Annotated in this window: 17 protein-coding genes; 10 read left to right on the forward strand and 7 right to left on the reverse strand. The window is 44.5% G+C overall.

What is annotated here, in order from left to right; translation table 11 throughout:
* The first annotated feature begins 82 nt into the window (after positions 1-82).
* The 7 genes from I4Q58_RS07695 (at position 83) to I4Q58_RS07725 (ending at position 6622) form a co-directional block, all read left to right on the forward strand.
* On the forward strand, positions 83-748 hold the full coding sequence (locus I4Q58_RS07695; RefSeq protein WP_203295303.1) for a succinate dehydrogenase cytochrome b subunit: 666 nt from the start codon (positions 83-85) through the stop codon (positions 746-748).
* Positions 749-760: 12 nt separating this feature from the next.
* On the forward strand, positions 761-2764 hold the full coding sequence (locus I4Q58_RS07700; protein ID WP_203295304.1) for a fumarate reductase/succinate dehydrogenase flavoprotein subunit: 2004 nt from the start codon (positions 761-763) through the stop codon (positions 2762-2764).
* 18 nt (positions 2765-2782) lie between these two features.
* Complete coding sequence (locus I4Q58_RS07705; protein ID WP_203295305.1) at positions 2783-3529, forward strand: succinate dehydrogenase/fumarate reductase iron-sulfur subunit; 747 nt, start codon at positions 2783-2785, stop codon at positions 3527-3529.
* Positions 3530-3700: 171 nt separating this feature from the next.
* Positions 3701-4837 (forward strand): Mrp/NBP35 family ATP-binding protein, encoded by a 1137-nt coding sequence (locus I4Q58_RS07710; protein ID WP_203295306.1) that lies wholly within the window; start codon positions 3701-3703, stop codon positions 4835-4837.
* A gap of 1 nt (position 4838) precedes the next feature.
* Positions 4839-5078 carry a NifU family protein gene (locus tag I4Q58_RS07715; RefSeq protein ID WP_203295307.1) on the forward strand — a complete coding sequence of 80 codons (240 nt, stop codon included), beginning with the start codon at positions 4839-4841 and terminating at the stop codon, positions 5076-5078.
* Between the two features lie 87 nt (positions 5079-5165).
* On the forward strand, positions 5166-6218 hold the full coding sequence (locus I4Q58_RS07720; RefSeq protein ID WP_203295308.1) for an NAD(P)/FAD-dependent oxidoreductase: 1053 nt from the start codon (positions 5166-5168) through the stop codon (positions 6216-6218).
* Positions 6219-6289: 71 nt separating this feature from the next.
* Positions 6290-6622, forward strand: a complete 333-nt coding sequence (locus I4Q58_RS07725; RefSeq protein WP_203295309.1) for a 2Fe-2S iron-sulfur cluster-binding family protein — start codon at positions 6290-6292, stop codon at positions 6620-6622.
* On the opposite strand, the gene I4Q58_RS07730 is transcribed toward I4Q58_RS07725, so the two are convergent.
* From I4Q58_RS07730 to I4Q58_RS07760, 7 genes are all read right to left on the reverse strand, one after another.
* Positions 6619-7314, reverse strand: coding sequence for an SGNH/GDSL hydrolase family protein (locus I4Q58_RS07730; protein WP_203295310.1), 696 nt, complete (start codon positions 7312-7314; stop codon positions 6619-6621). The genes I4Q58_RS07725 and I4Q58_RS07730 overlap by 4 nt on opposite strands.
* Positions 7315-7344: 30 nt before the next feature.
* On the reverse strand, positions 7345-8241 hold the full coding sequence (locus I4Q58_RS07735; protein ID WP_203295311.1) for a metallophosphoesterase family protein: 897 nt from the start codon (positions 8239-8241) through the stop codon (positions 7345-7347).
* A 38-nt stretch (positions 8242-8279) separates the two neighbouring features.
* Positions 8280-9053, reverse strand: a complete 774-nt coding sequence (locus I4Q58_RS07740) for a DUF3050 domain-containing protein (RefSeq protein WP_203295312.1) — start codon at positions 9051-9053, stop codon at positions 8280-8282.
* 71 nt (positions 9054-9124) lie between these two features.
* The gene (locus I4Q58_RS07745) at positions 9125-10303 is read right to left on the reverse strand and encodes an acyl-CoA dehydrogenase family protein (protein ID WP_203295313.1); all 1179 of its coding nucleotides are present in this window, start codon (positions 10301-10303) and stop codon (positions 9125-9127) included.
* Positions 10304-10355: 52 nt separating this feature from the next.
* A complete protein-coding gene (locus tag I4Q58_RS07750) occupies positions 10356-11069 on the reverse strand; it encodes a tRNA1(Val) (adenine(37)-N6)-methyltransferase (protein WP_203295314.1) in 714 nt (237 codons plus the stop codon).
* Positions 11069-11593, reverse strand: a complete 525-nt coding sequence (gene rimM, locus I4Q58_RS07755; RefSeq protein ID WP_203295315.1) for a ribosome maturation factor RimM — start codon at positions 11591-11593, stop codon at positions 11069-11071. The genes I4Q58_RS07750 and rimM overlap by 1 nt, the downstream gene beginning before the upstream one ends.
* An 8-nt stretch (positions 11594-11601) precedes the next feature.
* On the reverse strand, positions 11602-12240 hold the full coding sequence (locus I4Q58_RS07760) for a 30S ribosomal protein S16 (protein ID WP_203295316.1): 639 nt from the start codon (positions 12238-12240) through the stop codon (positions 11602-11604).
* Between the two features lie 162 nt (positions 12241-12402).
* On the opposite strand from I4Q58_RS07760, the gene I4Q58_RS07765 reads away from it, so the two are divergent.
* From I4Q58_RS07765 to dnaE, 3 genes are all read left to right on the forward strand, one after another.
* A complete protein-coding gene (locus tag I4Q58_RS07765; RefSeq protein ID WP_203295317.1) occupies positions 12403-13200 on the forward strand; it encodes a DUF6252 family protein in 798 nt (265 codons plus the stop codon).
* Positions 13201-13374: 174 nt separating this feature from the next.
* Positions 13375-13827: a ferritin-like domain-containing protein gene (locus tag I4Q58_RS07770; RefSeq protein WP_394369327.1), complete on the forward strand. Its 453-nt coding sequence runs from the start codon at positions 13375-13377 to the stop codon at positions 13825-13827.
* A 207-nt stretch (positions 13828-14034) separates the two neighbouring features.
* Positions 14035-18387, forward strand: a complete 4353-nt coding sequence (gene dnaE, locus I4Q58_RS07775; protein ID WP_203295318.1) for a DNA polymerase III subunit alpha — start codon at positions 14035-14037, stop codon at positions 18385-18387.
* Positions 18388-18394: the final 7 nt, after the last annotated feature.

Here is an 18394-nt window from a genome sequence, read left to right on the forward strand (position 1 = left end):
AACAATACAAAGCCAGTCGATTGTTTGCCGAAAACAGTTCTGAGCCCTATTTTTGTAACTCAAAAATCTGAAACAAAACCTTATGGGAATGTTATCCGCCTCAATCGCCAAAAAAGTGGCGATGGCCCTTTCAGGCCTTTTTCTCGTCTTTTTCCTTGCTCAGCATTTTACCATTAATATCACGTCTGTAATCGACCCCGACACTTTCAACGAGTGGTCGCATTTTATGGGAACCAATCCGTTGGTGCAATTTGTATTGCAACCTATTTTGATTTTCGGAGTGGTATTTCACTTCATCATGGGAATCATTATCGAGTTGAAAAACAACAAAGCGCGTCAGAAAGGATATGCGAAATATGCTGGAAACAAGAACTCTTCTTGGGCATCCCGAAACATGATTATTTCTGGAGCCGTAGTGTTGGCCTTTCTTGGGCTTCACTTTTACGACTTTTGGGTTCCGGAAATGATCTATAAGTATGTTGAGGTGAATGAAGCGCTGGAAAGTCGCTATTACCCAGAATTGGTCCATAAGTTTGAAGACCCTATCCGAGTACTTATATATGTCGTTAGTTTCGTCTTATTGATGTTTCACTTATGGCACGGTTTCTCTTCTTCGTTTCAGACAATGGGATGGAACAATAAATTTTCAAAAGGATTACAAGGGTTCACAAAGGTATACGCCATCGCAATTCCTGCGGGCTTTATCTTTATCGCGCTATACCTTCACTTTAATCAACTTTCCCACTAAAAAGCAATAGCTATGTCAAATTTTAAAGCTCATATACCTACTGGACCGCTAAGCGAAAAGTGGACAAAACATAAGAACGAAATCAACCTGGTGAACCCAGCCAACAAACGTAACATCGATGTTATCGTCGTCGGAACGGGATTAGCCGGTGGAAGTGCTGCTGCAACCTTGGCAGAACTTGGCTATAATGTTAAGACATTCTGCTATCAGGATTCTCCACGTCGGGCACACTCTATTGCCGCCCAGGGAGGAATCAATGCAGCAAAAAACTATCAAGGCGATGGTGATTCTACCTACCGTCTCTTTTACGACACGATTAAAGGGGGCGATTACCGCTCTCGTGAAGGAAATGTATACCGTTTGGCTGAGGTGTCGGCAAATATTATCGACCAATGTGTGGCACAAGGCGTTCCTTTCGCTCGTGAATACGGAGGTCTCTTAGACAACCGCTCGTTTGGTGGGGTATTGGTTAGCCGTACGTTTTATGCGAAAGGGCAGACAGGACAGCAATTGTTGCTGGGAGCCTATTCAGCGATGAACCGCCAGATTAACCGTGGAAAGATTCAGCCATTTAACCGACATGAAATGTTGGACTTGGTCATCGTAGATGGCAAAGCTAGAGGCATTATTGCGCGCGATTTGGTAACGGGGAAGATTGAGCGTCACTCGGCTCACGCAGTTGTAGTGGCTTCTGGTGGCTACGGAAATGTATTCTACCTTTCTACCAATGCGATGGGAAGTAATGTAACGGCTGCCTGGAAAATCCATAAGCGCGGTGCCTACTTTGCAAATCCGTGCTTCACTCAAATTCACCCAACCTGTATTCCGGTTTCGGGCGACCACCAATCAAAACTTACCTTGATGTCGGAGTCGCTTCGTAACGATGGACGAATTTGGGTGCCGAAGAAAAAAGAAGATGCCGAGGCCATTCGCCAAGGAAAATTGAAGCCAACCGAACTTTCAGAAGACGAACGCGACTACTATTTGGAGCGTCGTTACCCATCTTTCGGTAACCTTGTACCCCGTGATGTTGCTTCACGTGCTGCCAAAGAGCGTTGCGATGCTGGTTTTGGGGTGAACAAAACTGGAGAGGCGGTATATCTCGATTTCGCTTCAGCCATCATGCGCTACGGAAAAGAGCAGGCTGCCATTGAAAAAATTGACAACCCTTCCGATGCCAAAATCAAAGAGTTAGGTAAAAAAGCAGTTGAAAACAAATACGGAAACCTCTTCCAAATGTACGAGCAGATTGTAGATGAGAATCCGTATGAAACACCGATGAAGATTTATCCAGCGGTACACTATACCATGGGAGGTGTTTGGGTAGATTACAACCTACAAACCACGATTCCAGGTTGCTATGCTGCCGGTGAAGCGAATTTTAGCGATCACGGTGCCAACCGACTTGGAGCGTCTGCCTTAATGCAAGGCTTGGCCGATGGCTATTTCGTATTGCCATATACTATTGGTGATTATTTGGCGGATGATATCCGAACGGGTAAAATTTCGACTGAAACACCCGAATTTGAAGAAGCAGAAAAGAATGTTCGTCAACGTCTTGAAAAACTGGCGAATAATAACGGAACAAAATCGGTTGACCATTTCCACAAGCGATTGGGAAAAATCATGTGGAACAAGGTCGGGATGTCGCGTAACGCACAGGGGTTGAAGGAAGCGATTTCTGAAATCAAGGAATTGCGTGAAGAATTTTGGAAAGATGTTCGCGTACCGGGCGATATGGACGAAATGAACCAAGAACTTGAAAAAGCAGGTCGCGTAGCCGATTTCTTAGAGTTGGGTGAATTGTTCGCAAAGGACGCCCTTCACCGTGAGGAAAGTTGTGGAGGTCACTTCCGTGAAGAATATCAAACCGAGGAAGGAGAGGCAAAACGTGACGATGAGAACTTTATGTACGTTGCGGCTTGGGAATACAAAGGAGAGCCTAGTGAAGCCGTATTGCATAAAGAAAACTTGGATTACGAAAATATCGAGGTGAAAACCCGAAGTTATAAATAATATTAAAGCGGAATTACTATGAAGCTTACACTTAAAATATGGCGACAAAAAAACGCCAGCGCAAAAGGTGCTTTTAAGAATTATAATGTTGAGGATGTCGATGGCGATATGTCCTTTTTGGAGATGTTGGATGTGCTAAATGCAGATCTAATCGATAAAGGAGAAGAGCCGGTAGAGTTCGATCATGACTGTCGTGAAGGAATCTGCGGAAGCTGTAACCTTCAGATTAACGGACGACCACACGGACCAAAACGTCATATTACCACCTGCCAACTGCATATGCGTAGTTTTAACGATGGCGATACGATAGTTATTGAACCATTCCGCGCAACTGCTTTTCCAGTCATCAAGGATTTGGTGGTAGATCGCAGTGCGTTCGACCGTATTCAGCAAGCAGGTGGTTATATTTCCGTGAATACTTCTGGAAATACCATCGATGCGAATTCTATTCCCGTTGAAAAGGAAAATGCAGACGAAGCCTTCAACTCAGCAACCTGTATTGGTTGTGGGGCTTGTGTTGCCGCATGTGTAAATGCAAGTGCGATGCTCTTCACTTCTGCAAAGGTGAGTCAGTTTGCCTTACTGCCACAAGGTGAAGTAGAAGCCAGCCGTCGTGTTATGAACATGGTAGAGCAAATGGATAAGGAAGGTTTTGGAGGCTGTAGCAATACTGGAGCCTGCTATATCGAATGTCCAAAGGATATTTCACTTGAAAATATTGCACGTATCAACCGCGAATATCTTAAAGCAAGTGTAGAAAGCTAATCTTAAAATTACATAATATAGAGAACCCAGCTAAAATGGCTGGGTTTTTTTATGTTGAAATCGCCTCGAAATTCCCTTATCAATCGATAGACGGAAACAATCGTAGACTTTTCTAATCCAAGCCATAAACTGTATATTTGCATTTAGAATGATTCTAAGTTGTAGCCCTATATGAAATTTTCCAAACAAGATATATCGAATGCCCTTGAAACCATCAGTATTGCTGGTGAAGGCAAAAATATGGTTGAAAGCGGCGCCGTTCGAAACATCGTAACGTTCGCAGATGAAGTGATCATCGATTTGGTGCTTTCCACGCCTGCCATGCATATTAAAAAGCGGGCAGAGGAAGACATCAAAAAGGCCATTGCTGAAAAGGTGTCCAAAGATGCTGAAGTAAAGGTCAATATCAAGGTAGAAGCGCCTTCCAAGAAAAATCCAAACCTTATCAAAGGGAAACCGATTCCTGGCATTCAGAATATTATCGCCGTTGCTTCCGGCAAAGGAGGCGTCGGGAAGTCTACCGTTACGGCAAATATGGCCGTAACGCTTTCAAAGATGGGCTTTAAGGTGGGTGTATTGGATGCCGATATTTATGGTCCATCCATCCCAATGATGTTCGATGTCTACAATGAAAAACCACTTTCGGTTCAAGTAGACGGCAAGAGCAAGATGAAGCCTATCGAAAATTATGGCGTCAAAGTGCTTTCCATTGGCTTTTTCACCAAACCCAACCAAGCGGTTATTTGGAGAGGTCCGATGGCAGCAAAAGCACTAAATCAGCTTATTTTTGATGCGGCTTGGGGCGAACTCGACTTCTTGTTGGTAGACCTTCCTCCGGGAACGGGCGATATTCACCTTAGTATTATGCAGTCCTTACCAATTACTGGTTCGGTGGTGGTAAGTACGCCACAGAATGTGGCCTTGGCCGATGCGCGAAAAGGAGTCGCTATGTTCCAACAGGAAAATATTCAGGTACCAGTGTTGGGAATCATTGAAAACATGGCGTATTTTACGCCTGCCGAATTGCCCGATAATAAATACTATATTTTCGGTCAGGAAGGTGCCAAGAATTTAGCGGAAGATTTGGATATTCCTTTCTTGGGTGAAATTCCATTAGTACAGGGTATCCGAGAAGCTGGTGATGTCGGTCGACCTGCAGCCATGCAAACGGCGACGCCAACCGAGGAGGCATTCGAGGAAGTGACCAAAAAGGTGGTCGAGGAAACGGTTCGAAGAAATGAAACCTTGCCTCCAACCGAAGCGATAAAAATAACCACTATGGCGGGTTGTAGTGCCGTCAAGAAATAATATGAGCAACACAGAATTACATACGAAAGTAGAAGCGGCCTTGGAAGAGATCCGACCGTTTCTGCAAAGCGATGGAGGCGATATTTCGTTGGTCTCTATCGATGAGGGCACCAAGGTAACCGTTCGGTTGGAAGGTGCCTGTGTAGGCTGTAGCGTAAACCAAATGACCTTAAAAAGCGGTGTGGAAATGACAATCAAAAAGCATGCGCCGCAAATTCAGGAAGTGGTAAACGTCGCCTAAATATGACTACGGTCATTTTCTGAAAATCAGGAGTGACCTACTTTTGATGAACACTGAAATAAAACCCTATTAATCAGGGATTTTTCTATGATACAAACAGATATTTTGATAATCGGTGCGGGCCCAACAGGGCTTTTTACCGTTTTTGAAGCCGGATTGTTAAAGTTAAAATGCCATTTAATCGATGCCCTGGCACAGCCCGGTGGCCAATGCGCCGAAATCTATCCCAAAAAGCCTATTTATGACATCCCTGCCTACCCTGAAATCCTTGCAGGCGATTTAGTGAAGAATTTAATGAAGCAAATCGAACCGTTTCAGCCAGGCTTTACCTTGGGAGAACGAGCCGAAACCATCGAAAAACAAGACGATGGATCGTTTATCGTAACCACCAATAAAGGAACAAAACACCAAGCGCCTGTAGTGGCCATCGCAGGTGGACTAGGAAGCTTCGAGCCAAGAAAACCCCCTATTACCAATATCGTCGATTTTGAAGATAAGGGCGTGGAATACGTAATTCGTGACCCGGAATTGTATCGCGATAAGGATGTAGTAATTGCCGGTGGAGGCGATTCTGCATTAGACTGGAGTATCTTCCTTGCCGATGTGGCGAATAGCGTGACCTTGGTACACCGAAGAAATGAATTCCGTGGAGCGCTAGACAGTGTTGAGAAGGTTCAGGAATTAAAAAATCTTGGAAAAATCGAATTGATCACTCCAGCTGAGGTTGTCGATATCAATGGTAACGAAAGCGTGGAAAGCGTTTCCATTAAGCGTGGTGCCGATGTCTTTAATCGTGAGTGCGATCACTTTGTACCGCTGTTCGGATTGGCACCAAAACTCGGCCCGATTGCCGATTGGGGACTTGAAATTGAAAAGAATGCCATTAAGGTGGATAATACCTTAGATTATCAGACCAATATTCCCGGAATCTATGCCATTGGCGACGTGAATACCTATCCAGGGAAATTGAAATTGATTTTATGTGGCTTTCATGAAGCGACCTTGATGTGCCAGAGTGCCTATCAGCGTATTTTCCCCGATAAACGCTATGTAATGAAGTATACGACTGTTGGAGGTGTAGAAGGGTTTGACGGATCTAAAAAAGAAGCTCCAAAGGCTGTTGTCAAGGCTATTAATTAAATCAATGAAACCATTGCGTGAGGCCTGCCTGCCGGCAGGCAGGGATAGATAGACACGCCCTAATAATCACTATGGAACAGGATATATCCATAACTATTATCGATCGCCAGGGAGTGGAGCATACGATTGATGCTCCTACCGACATGAACATGAATCTGATGGAGGTGGTACGTTCGTACGAATTGGCACCAGAAGGTACTATTGGTGTTTGCGGCGGAATGGCCATGTGTGCCTCCTGCCAATGTTATGTGTTGAGCGACCACGAATTACCTGAAATGGGCATGGACGAAGAGGCGATGTTGGCCGAGGCTTTTTATGTTGAAGACAACAGCAGGTTGGGATGTCAAATCCATATTTCTCCCGAGCTCGAGGGTTTAAAGGTGCAATTAGCGCCGGAAAGCTAATCAAACGAAGGCAACGCCATTTCGTACAATCGCTTCATAAACAAATGATATGCTACTTCTGAAGGATGTAATCCGTCGGACGCGACTAATTCGGGACGTTCTAGTCCTTGTTGTGTGATATCGGTAATGTTCAAAAAACGGACGCCTACTTTTTCCGAATAATCCTTGGCAAAAACATTGTATTCCCGTAGCTCCATTGAAATAGCTTCCGGAGTTGGCTCTTTTCCAAAAGGAGTATAAGAATAATCGGGTATGGAGAGCACGACAACATCCTCTTTAGTTCCGCCAGCATATTGAATCGCCTTATTCAGTAGGATAGGAAATTCCTTTTCATATAAGGTGAAGTCTTTTTGCTGATATTGATTGTTCACGCCAATTAATAAAGTAACGAAATCGTAGGTAGGAGCTAGCTCCTTAGTCGCCAATGCTGAAAGCAAGTCGCTGGTTGTCCATCCCGTTTTGGCAATGATTTTCAGATTGATGTTGGTATTATTTGTTTGTTGAAGCGAATCGACCAATTGATGCGAATAGGTACAGGTTTTGCACACGCTTTCGCCGATGGTGTAACTATCGCCCAACGCTAAATAAGAATAGGCAGCCTTTTTGGTTTCATTTTTAGTTGAAGGTGTCTGTTTGGTTGCAGAACAGGAGTATAGTAACCCGACGAATAATAAGAGTGCAATTTTTTTCATGTTGAACAGTGCGTTATAATCAATATTTTGTTATTCGGTTTTATAGGCTGAAAGGTGTTGCGGCCCTTCCAATAACACCCGCGTCACTTTCAACGTCCCATCTTCGGTGGTTGAAATATGCCATTTGATGAGTGAAATCTTTCCCTCCACAATTTCCAGTCCAGTGATACTTCTAGGATGCACACAACTTCCATCATTAAAATAGGCAATATCGCCTGGTTCCGGAAAGCGCGGACGATGGGTATGACCGGTAATCGTAAAGATATTATCGTTCGCGATAATCCATTTTTTGGTGCGTCGTTCTACCTTAATTAGTTCGCGGTAGTTTTTGGCCGGACTGGTGGGGTCGCCAATGCCAAAAATCTGTAATTGTCGCCACAATGCTCGCACCATAAAACGATTGAACCTCCAGCCGTGATAGTTCATCCAATCCGCTTGATGGCCATGTAGCATAAAAATCTCCTGACCGGTTTGGGAATGCTCTAAAACCAAGCCTTCACTAAACTCGATGCCGGGAAATAGAGGGTCATCATTGCCGGTAACTTTATTAAAATAGCTATAAAGGTTTTTTTCGACATACCGCTGATTCTTATATGCCATGTCATGATTACCGATGAGGCGGTACAATCGATTTTCAGCATAAAACAAGCGCATCAGTTCGAATACGTTATGGTGGGCTTCAAATACAGATTGAAAGGTTAGGTTCTCCCATAATTCGTCACCATCGCCTAGTTCACAATACGTAAACCCTTCTTTGTAGTAGTGCTGAAGCGCATGGAAATAGATATTCCGATTGTTTGCAAAATCGTCGGCAAAGCTATTATCCCCGCGATGACAATCGCTAAAAATGATAAATTTCGAACGATCGTCGAAGGATATCCGCCGCGCATTCTCGTAGGCTTTCGAAATTCTATGATGGGAGGCCATACCGAATCTTTCTCTAAAGATACGATATGGGAAATTCTTTAGGCCGGTTGCCGTTCTAAAATTTCACTCAGTACTCCTTCCCAAAGTTGCTCCCGTGCCTGAAGCGAAGCGATGACGGTTTGTTCCACTTCGTGCCATTTTCTGCCATCGTCTTGACAGAGTTGCTCGATCATAGCCAGGGCCATCGGACCATGCTCATCGCCATCCAATTCGATATGGCGATCGAAATAATATTTGAAATCGGCTAAGTCTTCCTCTGGAAAGTTCTGCTGAATATTCTTGATGATTTCTGAAAACATCTCTGGAATCAAGTCTTCACGTCCAAAGGTGAAGGCAGCCGCAATGTTGTGATTTTTTCCTTCTGAAATAGTGTTGAAGGTGAAGGTCAAGAAGTCCTTTGCAGCTTTCGGAAGCGAACTTTTCTGAATGGTTTTTTTGATATCGTTTCCTTCCAACTGTTGAAGAAACTTAGCAATGGTCGAAGTATCCGCACCTGCTTTTTCCATAGCATCTAGGTACATTTCAAAATGACTTTGACGTTCGCCAGCACGGTTGATATCGGTTTCCTCGGCCAACACGATTTCATTGATCAGGTAGCGCGTTTCCGGATTGCCTTTCGGCTTCCATGGTACCTTGGTACAGGTTAGGTTATTTTGAAGCGCTTTTAGCAGCGACATAAAATCCCATACGGCAAAAACATGGTATTCCATAAACAACCGAAGGTGCTCAGGTGTTTTGATTTCGGTATAGAGCGGGTGGTTTAGTAGGGTTTCGCGATAGGGTGCGACTTTCTTTTCAATTTGGGCAATCATAGCTTTTCTTGCAAAAATAAAAAGCCTCCAACGAATGGTGAAGGCTTCTTCAGATTTTAACCTAAAGTATTTTATTTAAAGGCATTAAGGCCTGTGATGTCAAGACCGGTAATCAATAAGTGAATGTCGTGTGTTCCTTCGTAGGTAATAACACTTTCCAAGTTCATGCTATGACGCATGATGCTATATTCACCGGTAATTCCCATTCCACCAAGAATCTGTCGCGCTTCCCGGGCAATGTTGATGGCCATATCGACATTGTTTCGCTTCGCCATGGAAATCTGTGCACTGGTCGCCTTCCCTTCGTTTCGAAGCACACCCAATCGCCACGCCATTAATTGCGCTTTGGTGATTTCCGTAATCATTTCGGCCAATTTCTTTTGTTGAAGTTGGTAGCCTCCAATTGGTTTTCCAAACTGAGAACGTTCCTTTGAATAGCGAAGCGCCGTATCGTAGCAGTCCATTGCAGCTCCAATCGCACCCCAAGCAATTCCGAATCGCGCAGAATCAAGGCACCCAAGCGGTGCACCAAGACCTGATTTACCTTCCAAAAGGTTTTCCTTTGGCACTTTTACATTGTCGAAAATCAATTCACCGGTAGCCGAAGCCCGAAGCGACCATTTATTGTGGGTTTCAGGAGTGGTGAAGCCTTCCATGCCACGTTCCACGATAAGGCCGTGAATACGTCCGCTTTCATCTTTCGCCCACACAACTGCAACCTGTGCAAAAGGAGCATTACTGATCCACATTTTAGCGCCATTTAAAAGATAGTGGTCGCCCTTATCCTTAAAGTTGGTCGTCATGCCCCCAGGATTACTTCCGTGGTCTGGTTCAGTAAGTCCGAAACAGCCCATCCATTCGCCGCTGGCCAATTTGGGTAGGTATTTTTTCCGTTGTTCCTCGTTTCCGTATTTCCAAATAGGATACATCACCAAGGATGACTGTACTGAAGCTGTAGAACGAACGCCACTATCGCCACGTTCAATTTCTTGCATGATAAGGCCGTAGCTAATTTGGTCTAGTCCAGCACCTCCGTATTCTTCAGGAATATAAGGTCCGAAGGCACCAATTTCTGCTAATCCGCCAATAATCTGATCGGGAAATTCCGCTTTTTGGGCGTATTCTTCAATAATAGGAGAAACGTCACGCTTCACCCAATCGCGGGCCGCATCGCGTACTAATTTATGCTCATCGGTGAGCAATTCATCTAAATTATAATAATCAGGAGCTTCGAATAAGTCTGGTTTCATTTGGAATCAGAATTTTAGGTATACAAAAGTATTAAAACGGAAATCCTTTCACCTACATTTTTAGGTAAAAATCTTTCACTAGGGCTTTGTATGCATCGGTATACTGATGGCGACTATGTTCTATAATAAGTGTTTCTTCTTCAATTTCTCCTTTTTCAAAAGAAAACTCTAGCATCACACGCTTTATGGCAGTCGAAGCGGTACCTTTCACATTACAGATCCGGGAAGGAAATAGACCTTTTGTTTCAGCTAATTTTATGAAAGATAATGCTTCTTTCTTCGGAAGAATAACAGAAAATAGTCCCCTATCAGAAAGGAGGGATGCTACGCCTTCAACTAAATGCGCAAAGGGGAGGGCATCGGCGAAACGCGCTTTATCGCGGGCTTCATCTTCCGTTTTATAATCTTCTGAATAGAACGGAGGGTTTGAAATGATCGAATCGTATTTGTCTTCTATCTCATCGGCAAACTCTTGAAGCGAGGCATGATAACAGAACAGTCGGTCGCCCCAGGGAGAATTTTCAAAATTTTCCACGCATTGTTCGTAGGCGTCATGATCTATTTCCAGTGCATCGATAAGCTCAGCATTCAATCGTTGTGCCATTTGAAGTGCAATGATGCCTGTTCCAGCACCGATATCCAAAATAGAATCAGGACGATGGTGAAGGGATGTCCATGCGCCCAATAGCACGCCGTCAGTTCCAATTTTCATCGCGCAGCGGTCCTGGGAAACGGTAAACTGTTTAAACCGAAAGGGTTTATTCATTATAGATAGATCTCCAAAAGGCCTTCTGGCAAGTTCAAAAGGATGTTTTTCTCATCGCGATCGACCGTATCGATAAAATCGTCGGTAATGGGTACCAGTACTTCCTTCCCTTTATAATCGATAATAAAAAGGGCTTGTGCCGTACTATCGTTTACCCCAGTAATCGTTCCGATGTTTCCATGGGTGACATCGCTTACCGTAAAGCCGATAATTTCGTGGTAGTAGAATTTATTTCCTGTTAGTTCAGGTAAGAGGTCCAACGGTAAATAGAGGTCGTGGTTTAGCAGTGGGTCCGCTGTCTCTTCGCTATCTATTTCTTCGAATTTAATGCGGAGCAATTGCGATTTGTGTAGCGATAATTCTTCAATAAAAAATGGAACCAAGTGTCCGCGTTGGTCCACGAACACTGATTCCATTTCCAAAAACTGTTCAGGGTCGTCGGTATCGAGTTTTACGAGTAACTCCCCCTTGAAGCTATATTTCTTAACGATTTTGCCTAGAAAGAAGCATTCTTCTTTACGCATATTCGTTGTTACGCTTCTGGTTCTTTCTTTTCTTCCGCTTTTGCCTCTTCCGCAGTTTCGGCATCCACTTCTTTGTCTACGTTAGCTTCTGGCTCGCCTTCTTCAGTAACGGCAGTGCCTTCGTAGTCTTCGTCTGGCTTCGCTTCCGCTTCAGCTTCGGCTTTTTCTGCTTCTTCAGCAGCTTTTGCCTCTTCCTCTGCAGCTTTCGCTTCGGCTACACGTTCGTCATTTTTCGCTTTTTCAGCAGCAAGGGCATCTGCCTTTGCCTGCTCTTCAGCACCAAGAACCTTATCGCGTTTGGTTTGAATTTTATTTTCCTTTTCTTCTAACCAAGCGTTGAATTTCTTCTCAGCTTCTTCCTCAGAGATAGCGCCCTTACGAACACCACCTGCCAAGTGATTTTTTAACATGGCTCCTTTATAAGAAAGGATCGCTCTAGCCGTATCAGTAGGCTGAGCACCATTTTGCAACCATGTAACGGCACCGTCAAGATCCAACTCGATATGAGCAGGATTTACGTTAGGATTGTAAACACCTAATTTTTCAAGATATTTACCATCTCTTTTCGCACGACTATCGGCCGCTACGATCCAATAAAAAGGTTTTCCCTTCTTACCGTGTCTTTGCAATCTAATTTTTACTGGCATAGTAATTAATTTTTGGGGTACCCGACCCCGGTTATAATTAGTTATGGAACCACTTCGGTTCGATAATGAGGGCGCAAAGATACTATTATTTTTGTTTGTTTTTCAACGGATTAAACTTTTTATTTTACATTTGTTGAGTAACCCCAAAATGCCCCTATCGGTATGAAACAGTTATTGTTAGCGTTTTTCGCCCTGTCCTTTCTTGTTGGATGTGAAGATGTCCAAGTGAACGATCCTGGCTTTCAAGGAAATTTGAATGATGAGTTATTTAAAGCCAACGATGCCCGCGTATTCCCCAATGAGGATGGAAGCGCCTTAATTCAGGGATATACCGATACCGAAACCATGACCCTACGTATTTCGGGGCAAGGTGAAGGTGTTTACCCGATCGGATCAAATAATACTAATTACGCCACTTTCGAAAATTTTGAAGGGTTTGTATATTCTACCATTCCAGAAGGTAACGGACAAATCGTAGTGTCTAGATGGGACGAAACCAACAAAATTGTGTCGGGTTCTTTTCGTTATACAGCCTATTTACCCAATATCGATACGCTTGCAGTGTCGCAAGGAACGTTCTTCGAAGTGCCATTGGTATTAGAAGAAGAGGAAGAGAACACCAATGCGGGTAATTTCTTTGCCCAAGTGGATGGCACTCCTTACAATCCTTTTATAGTAACTGCCGTTCAGATAAATGATTATATCCGTATCGATGGGGAAACAGCTTCTCGAAATATTCAATTACGAATTCCTGCGACCATCACCGCCGGCGAATATGCCATTGATGGTGAGGAATATCAAGCTTTTTATACTGCCAATGAAACTGAAGAACCTGCTTTGAGCGGAACTTTTATTATTCTGGAACACAATCCTGGACAGCGAGAAATCAAAGGTACTTTTAATTTTCAAACTGCATTCACGGACGTTACTGTGGGACAATTTAACGTTACCTACCAATAGGAAATCCAATTCTATTTCAGTTCGGTTAAACTCTGTTAAATCCTTTTAAGATTGGGTTAAAAACTTGTGTTACCCTAGTGTTTGCAGTATATTAAGTGATGTATTGAAGCGGTAACCAAGGAACTATTTCAATACTTCATTACTAATTAATCCTTGCTAATTTGAAAAATTTGAATGATGCAGTATACAGAGGAAATGTCGAAAAAATTAAACGAACTATTAGAGAAAAACTATGATGCCGAAAAAGGATATAAGAAAGCGGCAGAAGTAGTAGAAAATGATAAATTGAAGCAATTCTTCAACCAACAGGCGCAAAACCGATATGATTTTGGTCACGAACTGAAATCTGAAATCAGAAACTATGGCGAATCGCCCGACAAAGGTGGAAGTGCAACCGGAAGCCTTCACCGAACTTGGATGGACATAAAAAGTACCTTTACCTCGAACGACGAGGAAGCCATTCTTGAAGAAGTGAAAAAAGGCGAAAAAGCCGCTGCAGAGGAGTATCAGGAAGTGATTAATGATACAACTTTGCCACCAACGACACAGCAATTGCTAGCAAAGCAGAAGAATAGTGTAGAGGACGCAATACAAGGCGCCAAGAATTTTGAAACAATTGTTTCATAAGTATGATGAAATATGCAGACCACCTCCCTTAGTGGTGGTCAAACCCCACTTACCCAGTGGGGTTATTTTTTTGTTGATATTTTGTGAGGAAGTACCCTCAATTTTAGACCCGTCAATCGATGGGTTTTTCTATTTTTACACGAAGGGTTGCTTCGAGAGCCTCAGCAACCTTTTTGCTAAGGAATCTTTTCAAAACCAACACACTGCATGTACCTGATATTCGATACCGAGACCACCGGACTTCCTAAAAACTACAACGCGCCGGTTACCGATAGCGATAACTGGCCACGCTGTATTCAAATCGCTTGGCAGCTTCATGATGACATGGGGAATGTCATCGAACATCAGGACTATTTGGTGAAACCAGAAGGCTTTAACATTCCCTTCGATGCGGAAAAAATTCACGGCATCTCCACCGAATTGGCAGAACAACAGGGTGAATCGCTTGAAGTGGTGGCGCAAAAATTCACCGAAGCTCTTGCCAAGACTAAATTCGTCGTAGGTCAGAATATCGACTTCGATGTGAATATCATGGGGGCGGAATTTCACCGACTGGGAATTGAAAATCCATTACCCGAATTGCCGGTATTGGATACCTGTACCGAAACCACCGCACAACTGTGTCAGATTCCCGGCGGACGCGGTGGGAAATTTAAGCTTCCCACACTTACAGAGCTTCACGAGTTTTTGTTCAACGAACCCTTTGCCGAAGCTCACAACGCTACGGCCGACGTGGAGGCAACCACACGTTGCTTTTTGGAATTGGTACGACGAAATGTCTTCACCGCAGAAGAATTAGACGTTCAACCCGATTATTTCGAGCAGTTTTCGGAAGCGAATCCGAAGGAGATTGAGCTTATCGGACTCCAGCACATCAACCTTCAAAAGGCTTCTGAAAAAATCAGAAAAGAACTGGAGGCGCAACGCGATACCGAAGAAATTTCTTCCGAGGAAATTGCAGAGAATCTTGCTACGCTGGAGGAAACAGCCTTTGCACATCTTCACAACCATTCGCAGTTTTCGATCCTGCAGGCGACATCTTCCACCCAGGACCTCGTAAATGCTGCCATCAAAAATGAAATGCCAGCCGTTGCCCTTACCGACACTGGCAATATGATGGGTGCGTTTCACTTCACTAGAGCCGTAAATACCTATAACGCGGGCCTTTCGGAAGAGGAACAACATAAAGAACTAAAAGCGATTGTCGGGTGCGAATTCAACGTGTGTGAAAACCATCTCGACAAATCGAATAAGGATAACGGCTATCAGGTCGTCATGCTCGCCAAAAATAAAAACGGCTATCACAATCTCGCCAAAATGGCCAGTATCGCCTATACCAAAGGGTTCTACTACGTGCCGCGAATCGATAAGGAGGTCATTAAACAATACAAGGAAGATGTCATCGTCCTAACGGGAAGTCTCTATGGTGAAGTGCCTTCCAAAGTGCTGAACGTAGGTGAAAAACAAGCGGAAGAGGCCCTGCTGTGGTGGAAAGAAGAATTTGGCGATGACCTTTATATGGAAATCATGCGTCATGGTCAGGAAGATGAAGACCGTGTGAACCCAACCTTGATTTCCTTGGCAAAAAAGCATAAGGTGAAGCTGGTGGCCTGTAACAATACCTACTACATCCATAAGGAGAACGCCAATGCGCACGATATCTTGCTGTGTGTAAAGGATGGTGAAAAACAAGCAACACCCATTGGTCGCGGACGTGGCTATCGCTATGGGCTCCCAAACCAAGAATACTACTTCAAGACGCAGGAGGAGATGAAGGCCTTGTTTAAAGATCTTCCGGAAGCGATTACCAATATCGCGGAGGTGATTGATAAGATTGAATCCTTCTCCCTTGCACGCGATGTACTGCTGCCTAAATTTACCATTCCTGAGCAGTTTCAGGACGAGGCCGACAACGAAGATGGTGGCAAACGAGGTGAAAACGCCTATCTACGTCACCTAACCTACGAAGGCGCCAAAAGACGCTACAACGAGATTACCGAAGATATCAGCCAACGGCTCGATTTCGAATTGGACGTTATTGCCAATACCGGCTATCCCGGATATTTCCTAATCGTGCAGGATTTCATCGCCGAAGCCCGCAAAATGGATGTTTCCGTTGGGCCCGGTCGTGGTTCTGCAGCGGGGAGTGCGGTTGCGTATTGTTTGGGGATTACCAATATCGACCCGATTGAGTACGACCTACTTTTTGAGCGGTTTTTGAATCCAGACCGTGTAAGCATGCCCGATATCGATATCGATTTCGATGATGAAGGGCGAAGCCGGGTAATGGACTATGTAATCGAAAAATACGGTGCCAATCAGGTAGCGCAGATCATTACCTACGGAACCATGGCGGCCAAAAGTTCGATTCGTGATACCGCTCGAGTATTGGATTTGCCATTGAATGAAGCCGATCGTATTGCGAAGTTGGTCCCGAACATGACGAAACTGAACAAGATTTTTGGCTTAAGCGATCAGGAACTTCGTGGGAAATTCCGAAGTGACGAACTTCCGAAGGTAAACGAACTGCTGAACCTAAGTGAAGGCAGCGATCTTGAGGCCGAAACCATCAACCAAGCAAAGGTGTTGGAAGGTTCCGTTCGAAATACGGGAATCCACGCCTGTGGGGTCATCATCACGCCGGACGATATTACCAATTTCGTTCCTGTTTCCACTGCAAAGGACAGTGACCTTTACGTAACCCAGTTCGATAACTCGGTAGTGGAAAGTGCCGGGTTGTTGAAGATGGACTTCCTCGGACTCAAAACCTTGACGCTTATCAAGGATACGGTGAAAATCGTAAAGCATAAGCACAACATCGACCTCGATCCGGATTCGTTTCCGTTGGATGACGAAAAAACCTACGAACTCTTCCAAAGAGGGGAAACGGTTGGAATATTCCAGTACGAATCTGCGGGGATGCAGAAATACATGAAGGAGCTGAAACCGACGGTTTTTGCCGACCTGATTGCGATGAACGCGCTGTACCGTCCGGGTCCGATGGAATACATCCCAAGTTTTGTCCGTAGAAAGCATGGCGAAGAGGACATCAGCTACGACCTTCCGGCCATGGAGGAATACTTGGAGGAAACCTACGGAATTACGGTTTACCAAGAGCAGGTGATGCTACTATCGCAGAAGTTGGCGAATTTCACCAAAGGTGAAGCAGACGTCCTTCGAAAAGCGATGGGGAAAAAGCAAAAAGCGGTCTTGGACAAGATGAAGCCCAAGTTCATCGAGCAAGCCGAAAAGAACGGTCATCCCGCCGAAAAGCTCGAAAAAATCTGGAAAGATTGGGAAGCCTTTGCAAGTTATGCCTTTAATAAAAGTCACTCGACTTGCTACGCCTGGATCGCCTACCAAACGGCCTATCTAAAGGCACATTACCCTGCAGAATACATGGCGGCAGTGCTGTCGAACAACATGAACGACATTAAGCAAGTGACCTTCTTTATGGAGGAATGCAAGCGTATGGGCATCAAGGTACTCGGTCCCGACGTAAACGAATCCTTTTACAAGTTCACCGTAAACGATGAAGGTGCCATCCGCTTCGGAATGGGTGCCATTAAAGGTGTCGGTGGAAACGCGGTGGCTACCATCGTAGACGAACGCAAGGACGGAAAATATAAGTCCATTTTCGATTTGGCCAAGCGCATCGATTTACGGGCTGCCAATAAAAAAGCCTTTGAAAGCCTTGCCTTGGCAGGTGGTTTTGATAGTTTCGATACGCATCGGGCGCAATACATCCACGATGAGGGCGATGGCGTGATGTTTATTGAAAAGGTGCTGAAATACGCTTCCCGTTATCAGGAAACCCAGAATTCGGCGCAGGTTAGTCTGTTTGGCGAAGCCAGCGAAGTACAGATTCCCGAACCCGAGGTACCACCGTGTGAAGAGTGGGGTACCATGAAAAAACTGAAACTCGAAAAGGAAGTGGTCGGGATTTATATATCGGGTCATCCGTTGGACGACTTTAAGATCGAGATGCGCTATTTCACCAATTGTAAGGTATCAGACTTTAACCATTTGGAGGATTTCGTAAATCGTGAGCTTTGTTTTGGCGGCGTGGTAAGCGATGTGCAGCATCGTGAAAGCAAGGCCGGACGCGGTTGGGCCATTTTTACGGTAGAGGATTATGAAGACAGTTACGAGTTCAAGATTTTTGGCGAGGAGTATTTAAAGTTCCGTCATTTCTTGGTGCCCAATTCCTTTATCTACGGAAAGGTGTTTGTAAAGGAAGGTTGGGTAAACCGCGATACCGGCAAACGGGGCGAGCCACGTTTGCAGTACAACAGCATACAGCAGTTGCATGACGTGATGGAAGCCCAGGCAAAAAAGCTGACACTTCGGTTACCGATAGAGGAGTTACAGGAAGAACGCATTGAAACCCTCCGCAACCTCTTTACCGAACACAAGGGCGATCGGGTGGTTCATATGTTGGTATACGACCGTAAGGAAAAGGTAAAGTTGAACATGCCCAGCCGCAGCCAAAAGATCAATATCTGTAAGGAACTGTTGGATGCATTGGACGAGGAGCAGGTGTCGTTTAAGTTGAATTGATTATATA

Origin of the sequence: Luteirhabdus pelagi, assembly GCF_016827595.1 — a bacterium.
GTDB lineage: Bacteria > Bacteroidota > Bacteroidia > Flavobacteriales > Flavobacteriaceae > Luteirhabdus > Luteirhabdus pelagi.

Coding starts and splice junctions, on each gene's coding strand:
- I4Q58_RS07720 (WP_203295308.1), top strand. CDS start 5,166: ATGATACAAACAGATATTTTGATAATCGGTGCGGGCCCAACAGGGCTT.
- rimM (WP_203295315.1), bottom strand. CDS start 11,593: ATGCGTAAAGAAGAATGCTTCTTTCTAGGCAAAATCGTTAAGAAATAT.
- dnaE (WP_203295318.1), top strand. CDS start 14,035: ATGTACCTGATATTCGATACCGAGACCACCGGACTTCCTAAAAACTAC.
- I4Q58_RS07770 (WP_394369327.1), top strand. CDS start 13,375: ATGATGCAGTATACAGAGGAAATGTCGAAAAAATTAAACGAACTATTA.
- I4Q58_RS07695 (WP_203295303.1), top strand. CDS start 83: ATGGGAATGTTATCCGCCTCAATCGCCAAAAAAGTGGCGATGGCCCTT.
- I4Q58_RS07725 (WP_203295309.1), top strand. CDS start 6,290: ATGGAACAGGATATATCCATAACTATTATCGATCGCCAGGGAGTGGAG.
- I4Q58_RS07745 (WP_203295313.1), bottom strand. CDS start 10,303: ATGAAACCAGACTTATTCGAAGCTCCTGATTATTATAATTTAGATGAA.
- I4Q58_RS07700 (WP_203295304.1), top strand. CDS start 761: ATGTCAAATTTTAAAGCTCATATACCTACTGGACCGCTAAGCGAAAAG.
- I4Q58_RS07735 (WP_203295311.1), bottom strand. CDS start 8,241: ATGGCCTCCCATCATAGAATTTCGAAAGCCTACGAGAATGCGCGGCGG.
- I4Q58_RS07750 (WP_203295314.1), bottom strand. CDS start 11,069: ATGAATAAACCCTTTCGGTTTAAACAGTTTACCGTTTCCCAGGACCGC.
- I4Q58_RS07760 (WP_203295316.1), bottom strand. CDS start 12,240: ATGCCAGTAAAAATTAGATTGCAAAGACACGGTAAGAAGGGAAAACCT.
- I4Q58_RS07710 (WP_203295306.1), top strand. CDS start 3,701: ATGAAATTTTCCAAACAAGATATATCGAATGCCCTTGAAACCATCAGT.
- I4Q58_RS07765 (WP_203295317.1), top strand. CDS start 12,403: ATGAAACAGTTATTGTTAGCGTTTTTCGCCCTGTCCTTTCTTGTTGGA.
- I4Q58_RS07715 (WP_203295307.1), top strand. CDS start 4,839: ATGAGCAACACAGAATTACATACGAAAGTAGAAGCGGCCTTGGAAGAG.
- I4Q58_RS07705 (WP_203295305.1), top strand. CDS start 2,783: ATGAAGCTTACACTTAAAATATGGCGACAAAAAAACGCCAGCGCAAAA.
- I4Q58_RS07740 (WP_203295312.1), bottom strand. CDS start 9,053: ATGATTGCCCAAATTGAAAAGAAAGTCGCACCCTATCGCGAAACCCTA.
- I4Q58_RS07730 (WP_203295310.1), bottom strand. CDS start 7,314: ATGAAAAAAATTGCACTCTTATTATTCGTCGGGTTACTATACTCCTGT.